Annotated in this window: 15 protein-coding genes; 6 read left to right on the top strand and 9 right to left on the bottom strand. The window is 41.5% G+C overall.

Annotated elements, in window-relative coordinates; translation table 11 throughout:
* Window positions 1-281: 281 nt before the first annotated feature.
* Window positions 282-590, bottom strand: a complete 309-nt coding sequence (locus H6G28_RS07505; RefSeq protein ID WP_190670006.1) for a threonine dehydratase — start codon at window positions 588-590, stop codon at window positions 282-284.
* Window positions 591-819: 229 nt separating this feature from the next.
* Here H6G28_RS07505 and H6G28_RS07500 point away from each other — a divergent pair, with 229 nt between their 5' ends.
* Window positions 820-1,038 carry a hypothetical protein gene (locus tag H6G28_RS07500; protein ID WP_190592138.1) on the top strand — a complete coding sequence of 73 codons (219 nt, stop codon included), beginning with the start codon at window positions 820-822 and terminating at the stop codon, window positions 1,036-1,038.
* A 355-nt stretch (window positions 1,039-1,393) separates the two neighbouring features.
* On the opposite strand, the gene H6G28_RS07495 is transcribed toward H6G28_RS07500, so the two are convergent.
* Window positions 1,394-1,825 carry an EamA family transporter gene (locus H6G28_RS07495; RefSeq protein WP_190670005.1) on the bottom strand — a complete coding sequence of 144 codons (432 nt, stop codon included), beginning with the start codon at window positions 1,823-1,825 and terminating at the stop codon, window positions 1,394-1,396.
* A 271-nt stretch (window positions 1,826-2,096) separates the two neighbouring features.
* Complete coding sequence (locus tag H6G28_RS07490; protein WP_190670003.1) at window positions 2,097-3,035, bottom strand: alpha/beta fold hydrolase; 939 nt, start codon at window positions 3,033-3,035, stop codon at window positions 2,097-2,099.
* Between the two features lie 129 nt (window positions 3,036-3,164).
* Here H6G28_RS07490 and H6G28_RS07485 point away from each other — a divergent pair, with 129 nt between their 5' ends.
* Window positions 3,165-4,037, top strand: a complete 873-nt coding sequence (locus H6G28_RS07485) for a shikimate dehydrogenase (protein WP_190670002.1) — start codon at window positions 3,165-3,167, stop codon at window positions 4,035-4,037.
* A gap of 188 nt (window positions 4,038-4,225) precedes the next feature.
* Here H6G28_RS07485 and H6G28_RS07480 read toward each other — a convergent pair whose 3' ends face one another.
* The 3 genes from H6G28_RS07480 to thrC form a co-directional block, all read right to left on the bottom strand.
* Window positions 4,226-5,896 carry a hybrid sensor histidine kinase/response regulator gene (locus H6G28_RS07480; RefSeq protein WP_190670000.1) on the bottom strand — a complete coding sequence of 557 codons (1,671 nt, stop codon included), beginning with the start codon at window positions 5,894-5,896 and terminating at the stop codon, window positions 4,226-4,228.
* 2 nt (window positions 5,897-5,898) lie between these two features.
* The gene (locus tag H6G28_RS07475; protein ID WP_190669998.1) at window positions 5,899-10,053 is read right to left on the bottom strand and encodes a PAS domain S-box protein; all 4,155 of its coding nucleotides are present in this window, start codon (window positions 10,051-10,053) and stop codon (window positions 5,899-5,901) included.
* 459 nt (window positions 10,054-10,512) lie between these two features.
* Entirely contained in the window at window positions 10,513-11,604 is a 1,092-nt protein-coding gene (gene thrC, locus H6G28_RS07470) for a threonine synthase (protein ID WP_190592131.1), read from the bottom strand.
* 460 nt (window positions 11,605-12,064) lie between these two features.
* Here thrC and H6G28_RS07460 point away from each other — a divergent pair, with 460 nt between their 5' ends.
* Window positions 12,065-12,253 carry a hypothetical protein gene (locus H6G28_RS07460; protein WP_190592130.1) on the top strand — a complete coding sequence of 63 codons (189 nt, stop codon included), beginning with the start codon at window positions 12,065-12,067 and terminating at the stop codon, window positions 12,251-12,253.
* A gap of 306 nt (window positions 12,254-12,559) precedes the next feature.
* Here the strand turns inward: H6G28_RS07460 and H6G28_RS07455 are convergent, their stop codons facing one another.
* Window positions 12,560-14,452 (bottom strand): iron uptake porin, encoded by a 1,893-nt coding sequence (locus H6G28_RS07455; protein WP_190592129.1) that lies wholly within the window; start codon window positions 14,450-14,452, stop codon window positions 12,560-12,562.
* A gap of 429 nt (window positions 14,453-14,881) precedes the next feature.
* Here H6G28_RS07455 and H6G28_RS07450 point away from each other — a divergent pair, with 429 nt between their 5' ends.
* Window positions 14,882-15,091 (top strand): TOBE domain-containing protein, encoded by a 210-nt coding sequence (locus tag H6G28_RS07450; RefSeq protein ID WP_190592128.1) that lies wholly within the window; start codon window positions 14,882-14,884, stop codon window positions 15,089-15,091.
* A 169-nt stretch (window positions 15,092-15,260) separates the two neighbouring features.
* On the opposite strand, the gene H6G28_RS07445 is transcribed toward H6G28_RS07450, so the two are convergent.
* A complete protein-coding gene (locus tag H6G28_RS07445; RefSeq protein WP_190669994.1) occupies window positions 15,261-15,620 on the bottom strand; it encodes a hypothetical protein in 360 nt (119 codons plus the stop codon).
* A gap of 102 nt (window positions 15,621-15,722) precedes the next feature.
* Window positions 15,723-15,851, bottom strand: coding sequence for a hypothetical protein (locus H6G28_RS37320; RefSeq protein ID WP_277877203.1), 129 nt, complete (start codon window positions 15,849-15,851; stop codon window positions 15,723-15,725).
* 350 nt (window positions 15,852-16,201) lie between these two features.
* On the opposite strand from H6G28_RS37320, the gene H6G28_RS07440 reads away from it, so the two are divergent.
* A complete protein-coding gene (locus H6G28_RS07440; RefSeq protein ID WP_190669992.1) occupies window positions 16,202-17,437 on the top strand; it encodes an XRE family transcriptional regulator in 1,236 nt (411 codons plus the stop codon).
* A 232-nt stretch (window positions 17,438-17,669) separates the two neighbouring features.
* A complete protein-coding gene (nifH, locus tag H6G28_RS07435) occupies window positions 17,670-18,635 on the top strand; it encodes a nitrogenase iron protein (protein WP_190592125.1) in 966 nt (321 codons plus the stop codon).
* Window positions 18,636-18,841: the final 206 nt, after the last annotated feature.

Here is an 18,841-nt window from a genome sequence, read left to right as displayed (position 1 = left end):
GATTGATAGCGTCACGCACCAACTACCAATTTTGACACTTTCATAAGTCCTGATAAAGTAAAAGTTCTTGTAGGTGTGTTAGGCGCATATTGTGAGCGAATGAATCACAACAACTACATACAAGCGCCTAACGCACCGCCAGATGATGATGGTTGATGAAGCTGAAGTCAGTGTGACCCAGTTTAAAATCAGGTGAGCCAATAGTTCACAATCGGGTTTCAACAGACTGTTATGTTGTAAACATTGCCCACCTGAAGATGATTGATATTGGCAGTTAATTTTTACTTCTTGCCAACATCACGAGCCATGTTGAGGTAATAGTCTTCTACTTTTTTCTGAGAACGACGGCGGACAAATGAAGGAGTTTCCGAGGTGGTTTTCTGCTCTGTTTTTGCTGGTTCTTCTGAAACTCGCTTGATAGTTTGCGCCGCATCAGATTCCAAATAATAGCCAGAGCTATTAAATCCGAAAACTTTCGCAAAAAAGCCAAAAATACTTCCAAAAAAACCGAAAACAGCCTTAAAAACTACAGAAAAATAACCTTCAAGGCGAATAAAGATATTCTGAAGAATTTGAACTAGACGATCCATAGCAGCACCCTCTATGATTGCCTACTGCTATTGTGACTTAATTTTGCCCTGGTTAGGTATTCTCCCAGAGATATAACTACCAAAGATAAATGATGAATTTACTAGATGTGTCTTTTGGCAGTTTAGTCAAGACCAAGAAATATTTATTAATATAGTTATAAATCAGTGTCAAAAATCAAAACGTTCTTTATTTGCAGATACTGGATTTTCCACCATCGGAGTAGAAGACATGAAAGACCAAAAAACATCCGACTCTAAAGAGTTCGTAGGCAATCTCAAGAATGGGATTTGGCTATTTGGACTCTCTTCTTGGGTCTTTGGCATTACCGATCGCAGTATCGCTTCTTTTGCAGATGGTTATCTCTCTGCTTTAGATTTAACGCAACTATTCACAGCAGCGACATTTTTTGTAGCGTGGCTATTCTTAAAACCCACATCCAAAGTTTGAGGCGGTTGATTTGTCATCAGTTGGTTTAGTTGGTCGCTGATTTTATCAAGCTAATAAATACTTCCGAGGTAGAACGTTTTCTCGATCGCCAAGTGCAGCATGTGGTTTGAAATGCTGAGTCTCATTGGTTATAAGTTAAGATGGTGAGGCGGTTGTCATTCAATATATCTAGGACTTACGCAAAAAAACGAAAAAATAAGGTTTTAGAACAGGGTGCAGGGGTATGAGGTTGTAAGGGTGTAAGTATTCAAAACCCTTACACCCCATACCCTTTCACCCCTACACCCAATCCCCACAAACAATTTTGGTGCGTAAGTCCTGTTATCAAATAAAGCTTAAATTGTATTAGCGTATATTAACGAATCAAAACCAGTGTACCAGCTAAAATCAAGCCAGTTCCCAACATCACTTGCGGCGTTAGTTGTTCTTTGAGAAACAGTGCTGAAAAAACCAGTACCAAAAGTAAACTCGATTTATCTAAAGGCGCGACTAAAGAAGCTTTCCCGACTTGTAAAGCCCGAAAGTAAAATAACCAAGATAAACCCGTTGATAAACCAGAAAAGACGAGAAATAACAGAGTTTTAGGCGAAATTGTCAGCAGTGTATCTAGTTGTCCTTTGGCAAAAACCCAACCCCAAACCATGACTAAAATAACTACGGTGCGGATCGCAGTTGCTAAATTGGGGTTAATCGTCTCGACTCCTATCTTGGCAAAGATAGTCGTTAAAGCTGCAAAAAACGCCGATATTAGGGCAAACAATATTGCAGTCGTTTCATTACTGAGCATTCAATCTCTCGAACAATCTGAGGATTATTGAGAAATAATATCATTATTTCTCCAGAGAAAACGGTGCATATACTCTGAAAAAACACTCTTTCAGGACTTACGCACCAAGATTGTCTATTAAGATTGGGTATAAGGGTGTAAGGGTTTGTGGCGTAAGGGTTTTAGATACATACACACGCCACTTGGCTCCCCTATACCTCTGTACCCCTACACCCAACCTACTTGAAAGAGTATGTCACTCGTTTTCACATAGAATTATGACTTTAAATTTTTACTCAGAAATAGATATCACCCAATCTCTTAAAAGTTGATTGACCTGATCTGGAATTTCATCATGGGGACAATGACCAGCCCTGAGAAAATATTCAGTCAGTTGGGGGTAATATTGGTGGAATTTTTGTGAACGTTCTCGCGCCTTCATCCAAGGATCAGCTTCGCCCCAAAGTAATAATAAAGGACAAGTTAAGCGTTGTAACAGCACATCAACTTTTTCCCCTTGAGGACTGCTAAAAACAGAAACAAACACATCAAAAGCCCCTGTATCATAAGCAGGGCGAGCAATTTCTTCTACTAATTGGTCTGTAATTGCAGTTTTATCTAAATAAACTTTTTCTAAAGTGCGGCGAATTACCCAACGTTGTCGCACATATTGAAATATCACAAACCGGGAAAAAGATTGTTTAAAAATCCACTTGACACTACTACCCAAGATTTTCTGTAGGGGTGATGGTTGTTTGGGTGGTTGGATTTGTGATTGTAACGCTTCTGGTTCTGCTGTGGCTTGAGTTTCGCTAAAAGGGCCAGCACTATTGAGTAATACTACCCCAGCAACACTATCAGGATATTGGGCAGCAACAGACAAACTTGCATAGCCACCAAGAGAGTTACCTGCAACGATCGCTTGGCGACCAATGATTTCACTGATAAAATCATGCAGTTGGTCACGCCATAAGTCTCCACTGTACTGGAGTTTGGGTTTAGCCGATCGCCCAAATCCCAACAAGTCGATCGCAAACACTTCAAAATCTTGATACAATCCACTAATATTCTTTCGCCAGTGGTCTGTAGAAGCACCAAACCCATGCACCAACAGCAACGGTGGACGTTGGGATTGTGAATTTCCTGCATGTACATAGTAAATTTTCTGCCCTCGCCACTGCCAATATTGCCCAGGAACCGGATTTGTCAAAGGGGCTGTACTAACTTGCATAATTTTAAGTAATGTTAAGTAGTTGTTAATAATTGTAGAGGATGTGAGGGTATAGGGGTGTGAGGGTATAGGGGTGTGGGAGGTGTGGGGGAGAAGAACTAATGACCAATGACAAATGACAAATGACCAATGACTAAAATTACAGGCACTACCAAATTATTAGGGGTAATTGGACATCCGGTGGAACATTCACTGTCACCGTTGATGCACAATGCTGCGATATCAGAATTAGGGTTAGATTACGTTTATTTACCTTTGCCGATTGCACCTGATAACTTAGAAATAGCGATCGCAGGTTTTGCGGCAATTGGGGTAAAAGGTTTTAGTGTGACAATTCCCCATAAACAGGCAATTATGCCGTTATTATCAGAAATTACCCCCGTAGCCCAGGCGATAGGTGCAGTTAATACTGTGACTCGCCAAAATCAGGGATGGATAGGGACAAACACAGATATTGAAGGATTCATCGCCCCCTTACAAACAACATACCAACAAGATTGGAGTCAGAAAGTAGCAGTTATTTTAGGTAATGGTGGTGCAGCGAGGGCTGTAGTTGCAGGCTGTTATCAACTGGGTTTTGCAGAAATTTATGTTGTGGGGCGCAATGAACAAAGATTAATCGAGTTTCGTGATAGTTGGGGAAGTTCACCCATAGCCGAAAAATTGCAGGTTTATCCCTGGGCTAGTTTGTCCAAATTGATTCCGCAAGCACATTTATTGGTGAATACAACCCCCATTGGGATGTATCCCCAAGTAGAAAACTCGCCTTTAAGTGTTGCAGAAATGGCTGATTTACCCCAAGGTGCGATCGCTTATGATTTAATTTACATCCCCAAACCAACAAAATTCCTCCAACAAGCCCAAAATCAAGGCGCTATAGTCATTGATGGCTTAGAAATGCTAGTTCAACAAGGTGCAGCAGCCTTAAAAATTTGGTTACAAACAGAAACTGTACCAGTTGAGATTATGCGCCAAGCACTACGCCAACATTTAGGCCTTTGAAAAAGTGCTGAGTGGAATTAGACAAGGGAGAGGGGGTAGACAAGGTAGAAATGTAAAGTATAAATCTTGCTTCCTTGTCCCCCTTGTCCCCCTTGTCCCCCTTGTCTCCCTTGTCCCCCGTGTCTCCCGTGTCTCCCGTGTCCCCTGTGTCCCCTGTGTCTCCTACTGTCTTTATGATCAATTTTTCACTAAACATGCTCTGACAAGGTTAATGGTAACTGAACTATAAACCTTGTCCAACCTTGAGAACTAGTAACTGTAATATTTCCTTGCAGATATTCCACGAGTTTTTTGACCAAAGTTAAACCTAACCCACTACCATGATTAAATGTAGATGCGTTTTGCATAACTTGGGTATAATCAAAAATTGATAATTTATCTTGATTTTGATTTTGGGATATGCGATAAAACGGTTCAAAAATTTGAGCTTGTTCTTTGACCGGAATTTCGACACCAGAATTACTCACAATAATTTCTACTCCAGAAATTGGCACATCAGGTGAAATTTCTGGAAAATTTAATTGATTAAAGATTTGGGTTAATTGAACTCCCACTGTAATAATTGCACCCAAGGGAGTATGTTTACAAGCATTCATTAATAACTCTGATAAAATCCGCGTCAAGATAGCCAAATCAGTAGTCACATTCGGCAAATCTGGAGGAACTTCAACTTTTAAAATTTGCTGTTGAGTTTGGGCAATATCCTGATAGCTTTCAGTAATATGAGGTAGCCAATCTTGTAGACGCATAGAAGTTAATTCTAAGGGATACATATCTGCGTCTACAAAACGCATATTTAATAAATCATCGATTAAATTTAGTTCGCGTTCGCATTCGTAACGTAAGATATTAATGTAGCGAGCTACAGCATTTAATTCAGGAGGTTTACCAGACTGAATCATCCGTCGGCGGTCGAGAATAGTTTCCAGCATTGTAATTGCCATTTTAATATTTGATAATGGCGTACGCATTTCATGAGAAGTAGCTGCTAAAAAATCTTCTTTTAATTGGTTTAGTCGTTGCAATTCTGCCATTTGAATTTCTAACTGATGGGCGCGTTCGCTGGCTAGATTGCGTTCTTGGCTTAATCTGCGTTGGGTATCATCTCGAAATACCAAGACTGCGCCTGTAATTTTACCTTGGTTGTCGCGCAGAGGAGCCGCACTATCGGCAATGGGAATAGTTTTTTTATCTTTGGTAATTAATAAAGTGCGATCGCTTAAATATGCAGTAGTTTTTTGTTCTAAAGCTGTATGAATGGGATTTAATACAGGTATTTTACTTTGTTCGTCAACTAGGGAAAAAATTTTTTCTAATAATTGGTTTCTCGCTTCATATAATTGCCAGCCTGTAAGGGTTTCTGCCACTTGATTCATATACTTAATCTGTAACTGGGGATCAACTACAATCACTCCATCCCCCATACCTCGCAATACAGTACTTAAAAACTGTTCTCGTTCATAGCGATTTAGCGCCGTTTGAATGGCTACGTAGAGTTCTTGATCCCTGATGGGTTTGAGAATATAACCAAAGGGAAAAGTGAGAGTTGCCCTTTCTACAGTACTTTGGTCAGAGTGGCCTGTAACATAGATAATCGGGATTTGTAAATTATTCCAGATTTGTTCTGCGGCTTGAATACCATCACTTTCTCCCCGCAACCTAATATCCATCAAAATCAAGGTTGGACGCAGAACAGTTGCTTTTTCTATAGCGGCTTCTGCGGTATCTGCAATATCAACAACGGTGTAGCCCAAAGACTCTAAACTTTCTTGCAAATTAATGGCAAGAATATACTCATCTTCCACAACCAAGACTTTCACTGTCTTGGTTGTGCTTATATCGGAGGAGATATCTATCATATTCATGCCCTACTTTTTGTAAAAGTAATTTTAAATTCTGTTCCTTGTTGAGAATTAACTTCAATAGTTCCTCTTAACTGCTTCACTAAACCTTGGACAAGAATAATCCCTAATGTTTTTGTGTGTTTAGGATCAAAGTTTTGAGGTAGTCCAACGCCATTGTCTTGAATGATTAATATCAAATTGTAATTATCTTGTTGCTCTAAGCTAACGGTAATTTCTCCTGTACTTTGATGAGGAAAAGCGTATTTTAAAGCATTGGAAACTAATTCATTGATAATCAAACCACAAGGGATGGCTGTTTCAATGTCTAAGCTGGCATTATTAACTTGGATTTTAAGTTTAATACAGTTAGACGTGACATTGTAAGAATCAAATAAATGAGTGGTTAAATCGGGGATGTATTGGGCAAAATCTATGTTTGCTAAATCGGCGGAACGATAGAGTTTTTCATGAACTAAGGCAATAGAAGCAATGCGGTTTTGACTATCGCGCAGAATTGCTGCGGCTTCGGTGTCTTGCGTCCGTCGGCATTGCATTTGTAACAAACTACTAACAATGCCTAAATTGTTTTTGACACGATGATGAATTTCTTTGAGTAAAACCTCTTTTTCTTTTAGAGATGCTTTTAGTTGCTCTTGGACTTGCTTTTGTTCGGTAATGTCTTGGTGAACGACAACGAAAACTTTTCCATACTCAGGATGCTCAAACATAGAAGTTGTCGCACTACACCAAAAAGGTGTGCCATCTTTTTTCACATTGTGGACTTCATAGCTGGCTTCGCCATGTTCTAAAACAGTTGCACTGATGGCTTGGTTTACCGCTTCTGCTTGTGCTTGATCCTCAGCATAGTTAATAGTTGAGATATGTAGACCGATTAATTCATCAGTGTCATAACCAAACATTTTCTCAAACTTAGGATTGGCATAAACGATAATTCCATCACTGGCGCGAACCAAGCAAATTCCTTCAGCCATGTTGCGTGTAATCACTGCTTGCAGTTCGAGCATTTGTTGAGCGTGTTTTTGTTTGGTGATATCAATACAACTTCCCACAATGCGGTAAACACGGTGATGATCATCTCTCAAGGGAGTCAGGCTGGTAAACCACCAAGTTTCTTGGCCTTTAAATGGTAAACATTCTTCATAAGTGATAGTTGTGCCTGCGTTGAGACAATCTTGATAATGTTGTCTCACCTTCATCGCCGCCGTGGGAGGAAGCAACTGTTCTGGGGTTTTGCCTTGGATATAATCGGAACAAAAACCCGTGAGTTCTTCGTGAGTAGGGTTCAAACCAGCATAACGAAAATCATCATCAACCACATCAACCACAAAAATTGCCTGGGCTACACCGTCGTAAATACTGCGTAAAAAATTTTCTTTTTCTTGCAATGCTTGTTCTGCTTGTTTGCGATCGCTAATATCAGTTACTCGTACCAGATTCATCACCTGCTGGGCAACTTGAATTTGTTTAACTGCGGTGTTTCCCCAAAAACAATTGCCCTGCTGGGTAACATACTCGATTTCCTGGCTCCAATATCCTTGCTGATTCATTTTTGCGAGGATCTCAGCTACCTCCTGAGAATTAAATGGTCGTTTATGCAGGGTATGTCCTTCTATTCCAATCAAGTCAGCTTTACATCGCGCTGCAAATAATTCTACGGCTCGATAATTGCAGTCGATGGTTAATAATGTTTGGGGACTAACCAAAAACAGAGCATCAGCAGATTCGTTATAAATGGCTTCACGCAAATCACGGCTCTTGATAATTTCTAACTCAGCTTGTTTTCGTTCTGTAATATCAATAACGGCTCCAAATAACTTCACCTGTTGACGTTTTGTATCATAAGCTACCTCTGCTTTTGATTCTAAGTAGCGCATTGAGCCATCAGGTCGAATAATCCGGTACTCTACGTTAATCGGGACAGCATCAACAATCGCCGCTAAAAAATGAGCTTGCAAAACTGGCCGATCATCTGGGTGAACCATTTGCAGAAATTCTGCTTGAGTTGGTGCTGGTTGAATGGGGGAAAGACCAAAAATCAGAAAGGTTTCCGTTGACCAAATTAGCTGTTCATCACCCAAGTTCCATTCCCAACTGCCAACATGGGCGATATGCTGGGCAGCATTTAGCTGTAATTCACTGCGACGTAATTTTTCCTCTGCTTGAATGCGATCGCGTAATGCCGCTTGTCGTTCAGTAATATCTCGTCCTTCAGGAATTAACAAAATAACTTCGCCAGTTTCATCCTGGAGTGGACGCAAGGAGAAATCAATGGTTGCTATTTGGTTATTTGCTCCCAAAACTTCCACTTCATAGCGGACAAAGTTTCCTTGAGCTGCTGAAGCAATTGCCTGTTTAAGTTGCTCTTGAGTTTCTGGTGAAATTGTCCACCAGTGTGTGTCCCAAAATGGCCGATTAATTACATCTTCCGGCTTCATTCCTGCAAAATCGAGCGCAGTTTGATTTGCCTCTAGCAAAGTTCCATCAACACTCAGCAGCCCGATAAACTGAAATGAATTGTTGAAAATGCCACGAAATCTACGTTCGCTGGCTTGTAAAGCGGCTTCTGCTTGTTTGCGTTCTGTAATATCTTGAGCGGTACCGTAAAGGCGGGCTACTTCTCCATTACTATTAAACTCGGCATAGCCAATCCCCTCCACATAAATATCAACATTGTCAGTTCTAGTAGCACGCAGAACTAGTTTGTAAGATTCACCAGTGGTAATAGCACGCGCTACAGCTTGGTCTAATTTTTCTTGATCTTCGGGGTGATATAGCTGTAAATTTTCTGTATATGTGGGTGTTGAAAGTTGAATGTCTCGTTGAAAAAGTTCAAACAACCCTTTTGACCAGCTAATTTTGCCTGTAGCCAAGTCATACTCCCAGTTACCCAAACGAGCAACGCGCTGCGCTTCTTCTAACAAAGCTTCATTTTTGCGGAGTATTTCTTCAGTGCGTTTAATTTCTGTAACATCAACTACCATGCCATCCCAAGCTATGCGACCATCTTCCAACCGACGTGGCGAGGAACGAAAATGACACCACTTCAATTTACCACTGGGTGTACAGATTCGCAGTTGAATATCAAAAATACTCAGATGCTGTTTTGACTCATTTTCAGCAGTTTCAAGTCGGGGGATGTCTTCTGGGATAAACTGACGATAAAGTAGACTGGCATCTTGGAGTGCATCTGCGGCACTCACTTCCATGATATTTTCAATTCCCGCACTTAAATAATAAAAGCGATCGCTACCATCTAATTCTCGAATGACTTTGTAAATTGCCCCATTCGGTAAGTTATCGCCAATTCGCCGCAACATTGCTTCTCGTTCTTGCAAAGCGAGTTCTACTTGTTTGCGGTCTGTAATCTCTGCCAATGAACCAACCAACCGCACAGGGTTTCCTTGCTGATCCCAAACAGCTTTGGCGCGGGATCTAAACCATCCATAACTACCATCTCTACGGCGTAATCGATATTCAACGTTATACTCTGGGGCTTGTTGTAATAAATAAGCTGTTTGAGCAGCCATTACTTGTGCATAATCATCAGGATGTATGCGTTTACTCCATTCATCATCCTCACAGCTTAATTCATGATGCTCATATCCCAGCATTTCAAACCAACGTTCTGAGCGATAAGTTTGATTAGTTGCTATGTCCCAATCCCAAATCGCCTCACTCGTACCAGCCACAGCTAAGTGCCAACGTTCTTCACTACATCTTAAAGCCGCTTCTATTTTTTGGCGTTCGCTAATTTCTCGCTCTAGTTCTTTGTTTGTGGCTTCTAGTTGTACAGAACTGGGAAAAGCTATTGCTTGTGGCATCAAATGTATCAGTTCTAATGCAGTGTACAGTGATATTACAGATGCGATCGCTTTCATCACACCACTCAGCCAATAGACAGGATGCCAATGTGTCCAAATCTCGATCCAGTGAGTTGTACCACAACTGAGCATCAATAAAGCAAACAGCAAAAAAATCCAGTTAAATGGCAAATCTCGGCGTTTGCAAACAAAATATAGTAGGGTGCAGGGAATAGAATAATAAGCGATCGCAATCAAACTATCAGATACAATATGCAGCCATAACAACATTGATTGCCCAGCATCGCTATGATTACAAGGAATCAACGGTATTTGTATAAAAATATTCATAAAGTTTTCTAAAACACAATTTCCCGCAAGGGTATATCTATCCTAAAGAATAGGTTTGATTTTTCACCTACATAATTTTGAATTGATCACCCTTGTGGCAAATTTCAGGCTGCGATCGCTACATTTCTCCCCAAGGCAACGTTTAAGAACCCTGATAACATAGAAGAAAGTTCAACTGAACTACCAAAGTTATGAGCAGTATTAATATTTCCTTACCTGAAGCGAATTTTCTGTTACTCTTTGCGTCTTTGCGCGGCAGTTGCTTCAAGTCGGCAAAGCCGCCCAACGCACTGCCTTGCCTTTGCGTGAGCTTTTAAATAGTATTGTTAGCAACACCAAAGTATTTATGCAAGAAGTTTAATGATATTGATACGCAATTGGTACATAAAACCCCAACTTTTTCACAAAGCTGGGGTTCTAGTTGATCGAAAAGCGATCGCATATCGCCAAAAACAACTTTTAAAATCCCATTGCGGTGGCTACATCTTTCAGTTCTGCGGGGATGCCTTGCTGAAATTGACTGTTACTGTGCTTAATTGCTGTATCAGGGTCTTTCAAACCATTACCAGTCAATACACACACCACTGTTGCACCTGTGGGTACTTGGTCTTTGACTTTTAATAATCCCGCCACAGAAGCGGCGCTGGCTGGTTCGCAGAAAATACCTTCGGATGCAGCTAATAAGCGATAAGCATCGAGAATTTCTGCATCAGTGACAGCTGCAAAACTTCCTTGACTCGCAGTTTGCGCGGCGATCGCTTTATCCCAACTGGCTGGATTCCCGATGCGAATGGCTGTGGCGATGGTGTCAGGATGGGCTACTGGTTGACCGTTGACTAATGGTGCTGCACCTGCGGCTTGGAATCCCATCATCTTGGGGAGGCGATCGCATTTACCAGCTTGGTGGTATTGACAAAAACCCATCCAATATGCTGATATATTTCCCGCATTGCCCACCGGGATACATAGCCAATCAGGAGCGTTACCCAAAGCATCAACCACTTCAAAGGCTCCGGTTTTTTGTCCTTCTAAACGGTAAGGGTTAACGGAATTTACCAAGGTTATTGGGTAACTCTCAGCCATGTCCCGGACAATTTCTAAGGCGCGGTCAAAGTTACCTTTAATTGCTAAAACTTCGGCACCATACAATAAAGCTTGTGCCAATTTGCCCAAAGCGACGTAACCATCAGGAATCAAGACAAAGGCTTTCATTCCACCACGTTTAGCATAGGCGGCGGCGGCGGCGGAAGTGTTACCAGTACTGGCACAAATTACGGCTTTTGCGCCTGCTTCCTTGGCTTTGGAAATGGCCATTGTCATTCCCCGGTCTTTGAAACTACCGGTCGGGTTGAGGCCATCGTACTTGACAAATACACTCACTTGTCTGCCAATGCGTTCTGCGATCGCTGGCACCGGAATTAAAGGAGTATTACCCTCTAACAAGGTAACAACAGGCGTTGTGTCACTGACAGGTAAGTACTCACGGTAGGCTTCTATCAGTCCGGGCCAAGGTTGGCGATGAGATTTAGCAACAGACAAGCTCACAGTCACAGGTTTTAACAGTTTTTCACTAAAGATTGATTAATTTATGGATACGAAAGCCAAGTTTGAGCTTTCTTTCTCCACCTATTCCAGAAAAATATTATCTTTGTTTGGTGTAGTTTTTGAGATTTTTTTATTTCGTGCAGATAGTTAGTTTACCATAAAGCCTTTGTACACCTACGTTTTTTAGGATTTAAGAGTGAGAGGAAAAATCAAGGGTTTTGGTGAGGCTGAAAGGCTTACACCCCTATACCCCCACACCCTTACACCCATCCTCAACAGCCAAACTTGGTGCGTCAGTGCGAAACTTTGGAACACTCCACTACTCATCGCCGTCGCTTATCACAAAACTCACAATCCATTAAATGATGTGATTAAAACTATACAATCATTTAACAAACCTTAAACCGACATTACTATAATATTTAATATTGGTGTGAGTTGAGTTGTGTATCTATTTAATATAACAATGTCTACATCTAGTGTTTCAGAACGGAAATCCCAAGCTGCTTTAGTTAACGAACTAAACAAGTCCTATTATCAAGCAGATCAGCAAGCCAAGTTTAAGAACCTGGAAGCCGAGGTAGATTCTCTGTTACAGCAGTTGCAAAACTTGAAAGAACAACGGTTAGCGGCGACTCATTCTGACGAAGAATAAGTTCCCTGAACCAAAGCGATCGCCGACATAACATCAACCTGAACCTTTAATAAACGCTTAAACACTTAGTTGAGAAAATTTTCTAACCAGAGAACCTAACTTTGGCGATCGCTATCAAAATTAAACAAGTTTTGACACTGAAAACCTGTTGTACAGATTAATCTACCACTATCCTAAATTATGAGGATATGTGTACACTACTGATCTTCTGTACGTGGTGAGAGGTTTGAGTGTGAATAGAATGAAAAAGCTGTTTGAGCAGTTGAGTACTCAAACAACTTAGTTAAAAGATTTGACTAAGAATTTCTAGAATCGGAAAGTTGTCCGAATTGTCCCCACATAGATAGTGTCGTTGTTGCGGTTGTGTTCGGGGTTGAACAGAATGATCAACCCTGGGGTAATTGAGATATTGCTGTTAACTTGATAACGATACAAAGCTTCTAAATGGTAAGAAGTATCGCTATCTTCCCGACGCGCACTTGTCGCCGTCAGAGTGCGTGGCCCGTAATCATTGCTTGTTACCTTTGGCGGTTGACCAAAAATAATCCCACCGACATTACCTTTTTTACCCAAGTCGGGAAATCCTAGAGTCACAGCCCAGTTCCAAATATCAGCTTTATCACCTCTATTGACTGTATTGGTAACAGAGTTTCTTCCAGAACTGGCTTCGGCGATCGCCTGTGTGTAACCCACCCAACCAGATATGATGAATTTATTACTCAACTTGTAACTACTTTGAATGCCATAGTGATTAGCTGATGTGGCAATAGGAATTGCAGTTGTTCCAAATGGATTATTCGCAAACGCACTTCCTTCCGAACCGGAGACATTCACATCACCAGTTGCAACGCCATTACCATCAACCGCACTAAAGTAAGAATGGGCATAAGTAAAAGCCAGAGTCAAATCTTTATTTGGTTGAAACGCCACTTGTCCTAACGCGCCATAACTCCCATCAAACAAACCTCTACCATCCAGAGGATTTTCGGCATTTCTCGCTATATAACCACCTGACAAAGTAATAGCATCACTCAGCTTGAAGATAGCACTGACACCAGAACCTCTACCAACCGCCAGACCAGAGTTACTTGCACGATAAATGGGCGCGAAACGACCAAACCGCGATATAGCGCCTGTCGTTGCAGCTGAAAATAAGGGGTTAACGGTGTTGAAATTATCAAAGAACGAACCGCCAATAGCATCAACCGTCACATTTAACTTATCCCCAATCGGGAAGTTATAAAATAACTTAGCCAAGCCAAAACTATTATCTGGCTCAAGAGTCGTATCCCAAGCCAACCGCGTCATATTTGTCCCGGAGACTTGATTTGTGGCGTTGAAAGCCAGAGTATTATTCGCTCTCAAAATCACGCGCAAGCGGTCTTGACCGTAAAAACTGGAATCAAAGATGATTCGCACCCGGTCAGCAAAAATTGTGTTATCTGCTAAGTCGCGTCCGCCAGCACTTCTATAGGCTGCGGCTTCTCTAGCGGTTCTACTTCCACCAGGGGTATTATTGATAGTCCGCCACGCATCGGAAGTTAAAGCTTTTTCTTCACCATACACACCACCAAAGGTCAAGATCACATCCCCAGATAATTTGGTTGTGGTGGAAAATTGATTGGCTTCTAGTTCGGCGGTGCGTGCTTCTAATGGGTCAATTCTGCCACGCAACTCAACTAAACCATCAGCAAATTCTTGTTGCAGCTTTTGTAAGGTTTCTAAATCTTCTTTTCTCACAGCGTCGGCGGTACTTGTGGCAATTAATTCATTAATTTTTTCCAAACAAGCATTTAACCCAGCCGCAAATTCATAGCGCGTCATCGCCCGATTACCCCGATAGGTGCTATCGGGATAACCTGCAATACACCCATATCGTTCAACTAAAGATTGTAGTGCTTGAAATGCCCAGTCTGTTGGTTGGACATCTGATAGTTGCGATACGGATGTTACTTGACTCATGGTATCGGAATTATCAGTTTCTTGCGTTAATTCTGATACAGAGGTTTGATTGACTTCAGTTTCCGTTTGAGCAACCAGATGATCTTTTAGTTGTGGTGAACCTAACTTGATACTTTCTGCCTGTAATTCCTCTGGAGACTGAACTACAGAATTTGCTAACGCCTTTTGAGTCGTAACAAAACTAGCAAGTAACAGTATTGGACTGATCCATACTGCGCTGCGGAAAACACTATTCATGAGCCTCACACCTGAACTGAATTACACTACTGTACTGGTAAAAGTATATACTAAACCAATAAAGTTGGTAAAGCTAGTTTATCACGGGTTAAGGACAGTTTAAAAGTTTGCCCAGTAAAGTTGTGTGGGAATGTTAATAACCCAGGAAAATATTCATCCTCTGGGTAAGAAGGGTGTGGGGGTATAGGTGAGGAAAAGCTTTTACACCCCTATATCCTTGAATTCTTACACTCAGTCTTCAAAGATAATCTTACAGCCAAATTACCAACTTTATTCAACTATTCCAACTTTATTGGTATAAATTACAGAGATAAGATAAATATAAAAATATGGTTAAAAAAGAGTGATAATCCTAATATCGCTAAATTTTGAAGATAGTAAATGCTATATTGAATCTGTCAATAATACCGAACCAGGGAGCAATATAAAATGCAAGTCAGTGCGCGTAATGCTTTAAAAGGGACAGTTAAAAAAGTTGAAGTTGGCAGTGTCAATACAGAAGTCACCGTAGAAATTGCCAATGGTGTAGAAGTAACAGCAATCATTACAAAATCATCGGCAGAAAATCTGCAACTCTCTGAAGGTAAAGAAGTTTATGCCATTGTTAAAGCTACTGATGTGATGATTGCCATTGATTAATTAATTTAAATCAGTTTATTAATACAGCAAATAAAGGGCAGATTTACTGCCCTTTATTATGGGTAATTCTCTACTACATCAAGTCATATTTGAAATCAGGCGATCGCATCTGAAAAAACATCCATCTCTAGTAATGAATCTAGAAGTTTTTCAGGTGAAATTATGAGAATTAACTTTCATGTTTGGTTGACAAAATCCATAATAAATCTAACCATAATTGCGGATGGGTGTGTTTAAGTTGAGACATGGGATCTCGTACTAAGTTGGTAGCATTCAAGCACGCAACTTCCACCAGTCCCAAATACTGTGCGACTTCTCGCAGTAAGTTTTTTTGTGTGAGGACAGCACTCATTAGCTTATCTGGACAATAAACAGTCACATATCGTTTGTGAAAATAACTCGGATGCAGATATTGAAATTGGGGGTTATTGACTTTCACATAACAGTGGCGAATGACTTCCCATGCACTAGGATGAGTATGTTCGACAATAGTCGCAAATTGCTGTGCCAAATCTTCTTCGGTAATCATACTTGCTTGCCTCTAAAATCTTGCAGGAAGGGATATTGACTTACGCAGTGAGACGACAAATCAAGGGAGGGTGTAGGGGTTTAAGGGTGTATATACCCAGTCTCAATAGCCAATCTTTGTGCGTAAGTCATTGTGATATTGAATCGTTAATGGTGCGATCGCTTGATCCCTGTCACAATATCGGTTGGTATATACTTCACTAGCGAGATTACCTGCCTGCCTAAAAAGCATCAAAACCCAAACTCAACCCAAAAACTGTATCAAATACAGCCATTTACCAACTTAAATGGTATAAACAAAAAAGATGAAGGCAAAATTTCCGAAAAATTTTATCTCAGCCTAAAAACCCGAAAAGCGGATTTTATCAGCATTCTGGCTTTCCAATTTCTTAACATTAAGCAGGGAAAATCAACTTGGCGCAAAAATTTTTGATTTTTTAGCAAGAAAACTAGCAAGACGTATGTTATTCTTTCTGTAGAGGGAAACGAAAGGGCAAAGCAAAAAACAAAGCAAACCTTTTGCAAGCACCGATACAGGTAAATCCGCTCAGGCTTAGTTACAGTTGAGAAAAAAGGCAGCCAATGAAGCAGGATAGCGACCTCCGCAACAACTTGAAGTCAATTAGAACCCGCTTAGGGATGAGCCAGCAAGATTTAGCTAATATTGCTGGGGTAACTCGTCAAACTATTAGTGGTGTAGAGTCAGGGCAGTATGCTCCTTCTGTAGCCATCACCCTGAAACTAGCGAAAGCTCTTGGCTGTCAAGTAGAGGATCTATTCTGGTTAGAGCAAGATTTACCGGAAATTGAAGCCACTCTCGCCAAACCTGTCACAATTAATCAACCTCTGCGCGTTAGCCTAGCGAGAGTCGGCGGACAATGGATAGCTTACCCCTTAGTGGGAAAAGACGCATTCCGTCAAGATATGACACCTGCTGATGGTGAGACAGTTGCGGTGGTGAGGCAGTCCGATCTTGGGGGTTTCCCCCAGAAGGAACTGCCGAAAGGGTTACCCGGCATAAGCAAACTGTCGAACCCGGAGGGTGAGGCGGCAAAGCAAATAGGTAAAGATAAAGTCATAGTCCGGCTTTTGGATGACAACCTCGAAGCACTGCACAATACAGTAGTAATTGCTGGTTGTTCCCCTGTAATTTCGCTCTGGGCAAGGGCTACCGAACGCTGGCATCCGCAGTTGCGAGTCCATTTTACCTTTGCCAACAGCATGGCTGCATTGCACAGTTTATGCAGAGGTGAAGCCCACATTGCCGGGATGCACCTGTATGATCCCAAAACAGGCGAACATAATGTTCCGTTTGTACGAGAAGTTTTAGCCGACAAATCAGCAGTTATCATCACCCTTGGTTTATGGGAAGAAGGATTATTAGTACAATCTGGTAATCCCCAAGGCTGGGAAACATTATCTGATTTAGTCAAAGCTAAAGCAACCATTATTAATCGAGAACCTGGTGCTGGTAGCCGGATGCTGTTAGAAAGCAAACTGCAAGAAGCGCAGATATCATTTGATGCTGTCAAAGGATTTGACCAAATCGTTACCAGCCATCAAGATGTTGCCCAAACTGTGGCGTTAGGTTTAGCCGACGCAGGTATTAGCACCGCATCCATCGCTGCAACCTTCGGGTTAGGATTTATCCCATTACATCAATCACGCTACGACTTAGTAATTCTCAAGGAATATCTCGAAGAAGCACCCATACAACAATTGCTGAGTACCTTGGGACATCGTATGGTTCACTCACAGTTAGAAGTTCTCGGTGGCTACGACATTAGGAGAATTGGGGAAGTAGTAGCGACTGTTTAGGATAGGGAATAGGGAGTGGGGAGTAGGGAAGGATAACACTTTTTAGACTTCATACTATCCCACACAAACGCCAAAGGCGAAAACACTTCAGATTTTTCACTTCATTGAATATGTATTTGATTTTAACGGTTGTGGGCGTAGAGCGATCGCCCCCAGCGACGTTCTACATCGTCCGAACTCTTCACATCGCAGACCCACACAAATTCACACACTACTAGGAGACTAAATCATCATGTCTGACGAAAGAATTAGACAGATAGCTTTTTACGGTAAAGGTGGTATTGGTAAATCTACCACCTCTCAAAACACCCTCGCTGCAATGGCAGAAATGGGTAAGCGAATTTTGATTGTGGGATGCGACCCCAAAGCTGACTCTACTCGTTTGATCCTCCACTGTAAAGCCCAAACCACAGTACTACACCTCGCCGCCGAAAAAGGTGCAGTCGAAGACCTGGAACTCGAAGAAGTCGTTATCAATGGTTTTCGTGATATCCGATGCGTGGAGTCTGGTGGCCCTGAACCCGGTGTAGGTTGCGCTGGTCGTGGTATTATCACCGCCATCAACTTCCTTGAAGAAAACGGCGCTTATCAAGACCTAGATTTCGTCTCCTACGACGTATTAGGTGACGTTGTATGTGGTGGTTTCGCCATGCCTATTCGTGAGGGCAAAGCGCAAGAAATCTACATCGTTACTTCTGGTGAAATGATGGCGATGTTTGCAGCTAACAACATCTCTCGCGGTATTCTCAAATATGCCCACTCTGGCGGTGTGCGCTTAGGTGGCTTGATTTGTAACAGCCGTAAAACAGACCGCGAATGGGACTTAATTAGTGAATTAGCGAGAAGAATTAGCACTCAAATGATTCACTTTGTACCTCGTGACAACATCGTTCAACACGCTGAATTACGTCGGATGACAGTGAACGAGTACGCACCCGAAAGTAACCAAGCGAATGAATACCGCACACTCGCTACAAAGATTATCAACAACGACTTTATGGCTGTTCCAACTCCTCTAGAGATGGACGAGTTAGAAGACTTGTTGATTGAGTTTGGTATTCTGGAAAGCGATGAACAAGTGCAGAAACTCACCGCCACAGCACAAGCGCAAGACGAGAAAGAAAAGCGCCAAGAAGATGCTGAAGGTGAAGCACTAGAAGCAATCAAAAAAGGCAACGTAGAAATAGTTGCTGGGTAAACCTTGTTAGCGACTGAATAAGCTTAGGTGGGCGAAAATAGCCCACTCTATCTAGCAAAATTTGGAGGTATGCTCATAGCTGACTAATTGTTTTGGATGTTTTCGCTTTACCGCTTTTAACCGCAACTTTTTCGATTTTTTAATGCGGAATTAGTATTTTATTTAGACTGTTCTCCTTCTCTACTATTTGGTTGGTTGTTTATTTT

The organism is Nostoc sp. FACHB-190 (genome assembly GCF_014696905.1).
Taxonomy (GTDB): domain Bacteria; phylum Cyanobacteriota; class Cyanobacteriia; order Cyanobacteriales; family Nostocaceae; genus Nostoc_B.
Note: the sequence above shows the minus strand (reverse complement) of the source record. Positions and strands in the feature narration are given on the sequence as shown.

Coding starts and splice junctions, on each gene's coding strand:
- H6G28_RS07485 (WP_190670002.1), top strand. CDS start 3,165: ATGACTAAAATTACAGGCACTACCAAATTATTAGGGGTAATTGGACAT.
- H6G28_RS07490 (WP_190670003.1), bottom strand. CDS start 3,035: ATGCAAGTTAGTACAGCCCCTTTGACAAATCCGGTTCCTGGGCAATAT.
- H6G28_RS07445 (WP_190669994.1), bottom strand. CDS start 15,620: ATGATTACCGAAGAAGATTTGGCACAGCAATTTGCGACTATTGTCGAA.
- H6G28_RS07480 (WP_190670000.1), bottom strand. CDS start 5,896: ATGATAGATATCTCCTCCGATATAAGCACAACCAAGACAGTGAAAGTC.
- H6G28_RS07475 (WP_190669998.1), bottom strand. CDS start 10,053: ATGAATATTTTTATACAAATACCGTTGATTCCTTGTAATCATAGCGAT.
- H6G28_RS07450 (WP_190592128.1), top strand. CDS start 14,882: ATGCAAGTCAGTGCGCGTAATGCTTTAAAAGGGACAGTTAAAAAAGTT.
- H6G28_RS07500 (WP_190592138.1), top strand. CDS start 820: ATGAAAGACCAAAAAACATCCGACTCTAAAGAGTTCGTAGGCAATCTC.
- H6G28_RS07440 (WP_190669992.1), top strand. CDS start 16,202: ATGAAGCAGGATAGCGACCTCCGCAACAACTTGAAGTCAATTAGAACC.
- H6G28_RS07455 (WP_190592129.1), bottom strand. CDS start 14,452: ATGAATAGTGTTTTCCGCAGCGCAGTATGGATCAGTCCAATACTGTTA.
- H6G28_RS07495 (WP_190670005.1), bottom strand. CDS start 1,825: ATGCTCAGTAATGAAACGACTGCAATATTGTTTGCCCTAATATCGGCG.
- H6G28_RS07505 (WP_190670006.1), bottom strand. CDS start 590: ATGGATCGTCTAGTTCAAATTCTTCAGAATATCTTTATTCGCCTTGAA.
- H6G28_RS37320 (WP_277877203.1), bottom strand. CDS start 15,851: ATGCTTTTTAGGCAGGCAGGTAATCTCGCTAGTGAAGTATATACCAAC.
- H6G28_RS07460 (WP_190592130.1), top strand. CDS start 12,065: ATGTCTACATCTAGTGTTTCAGAACGGAAATCCCAAGCTGCTTTAGTT.
- nifH (WP_190592125.1), top strand. CDS start 17,670: ATGTCTGACGAAAGAATTAGACAGATAGCTTTTTACGGTAAAGGTGGT.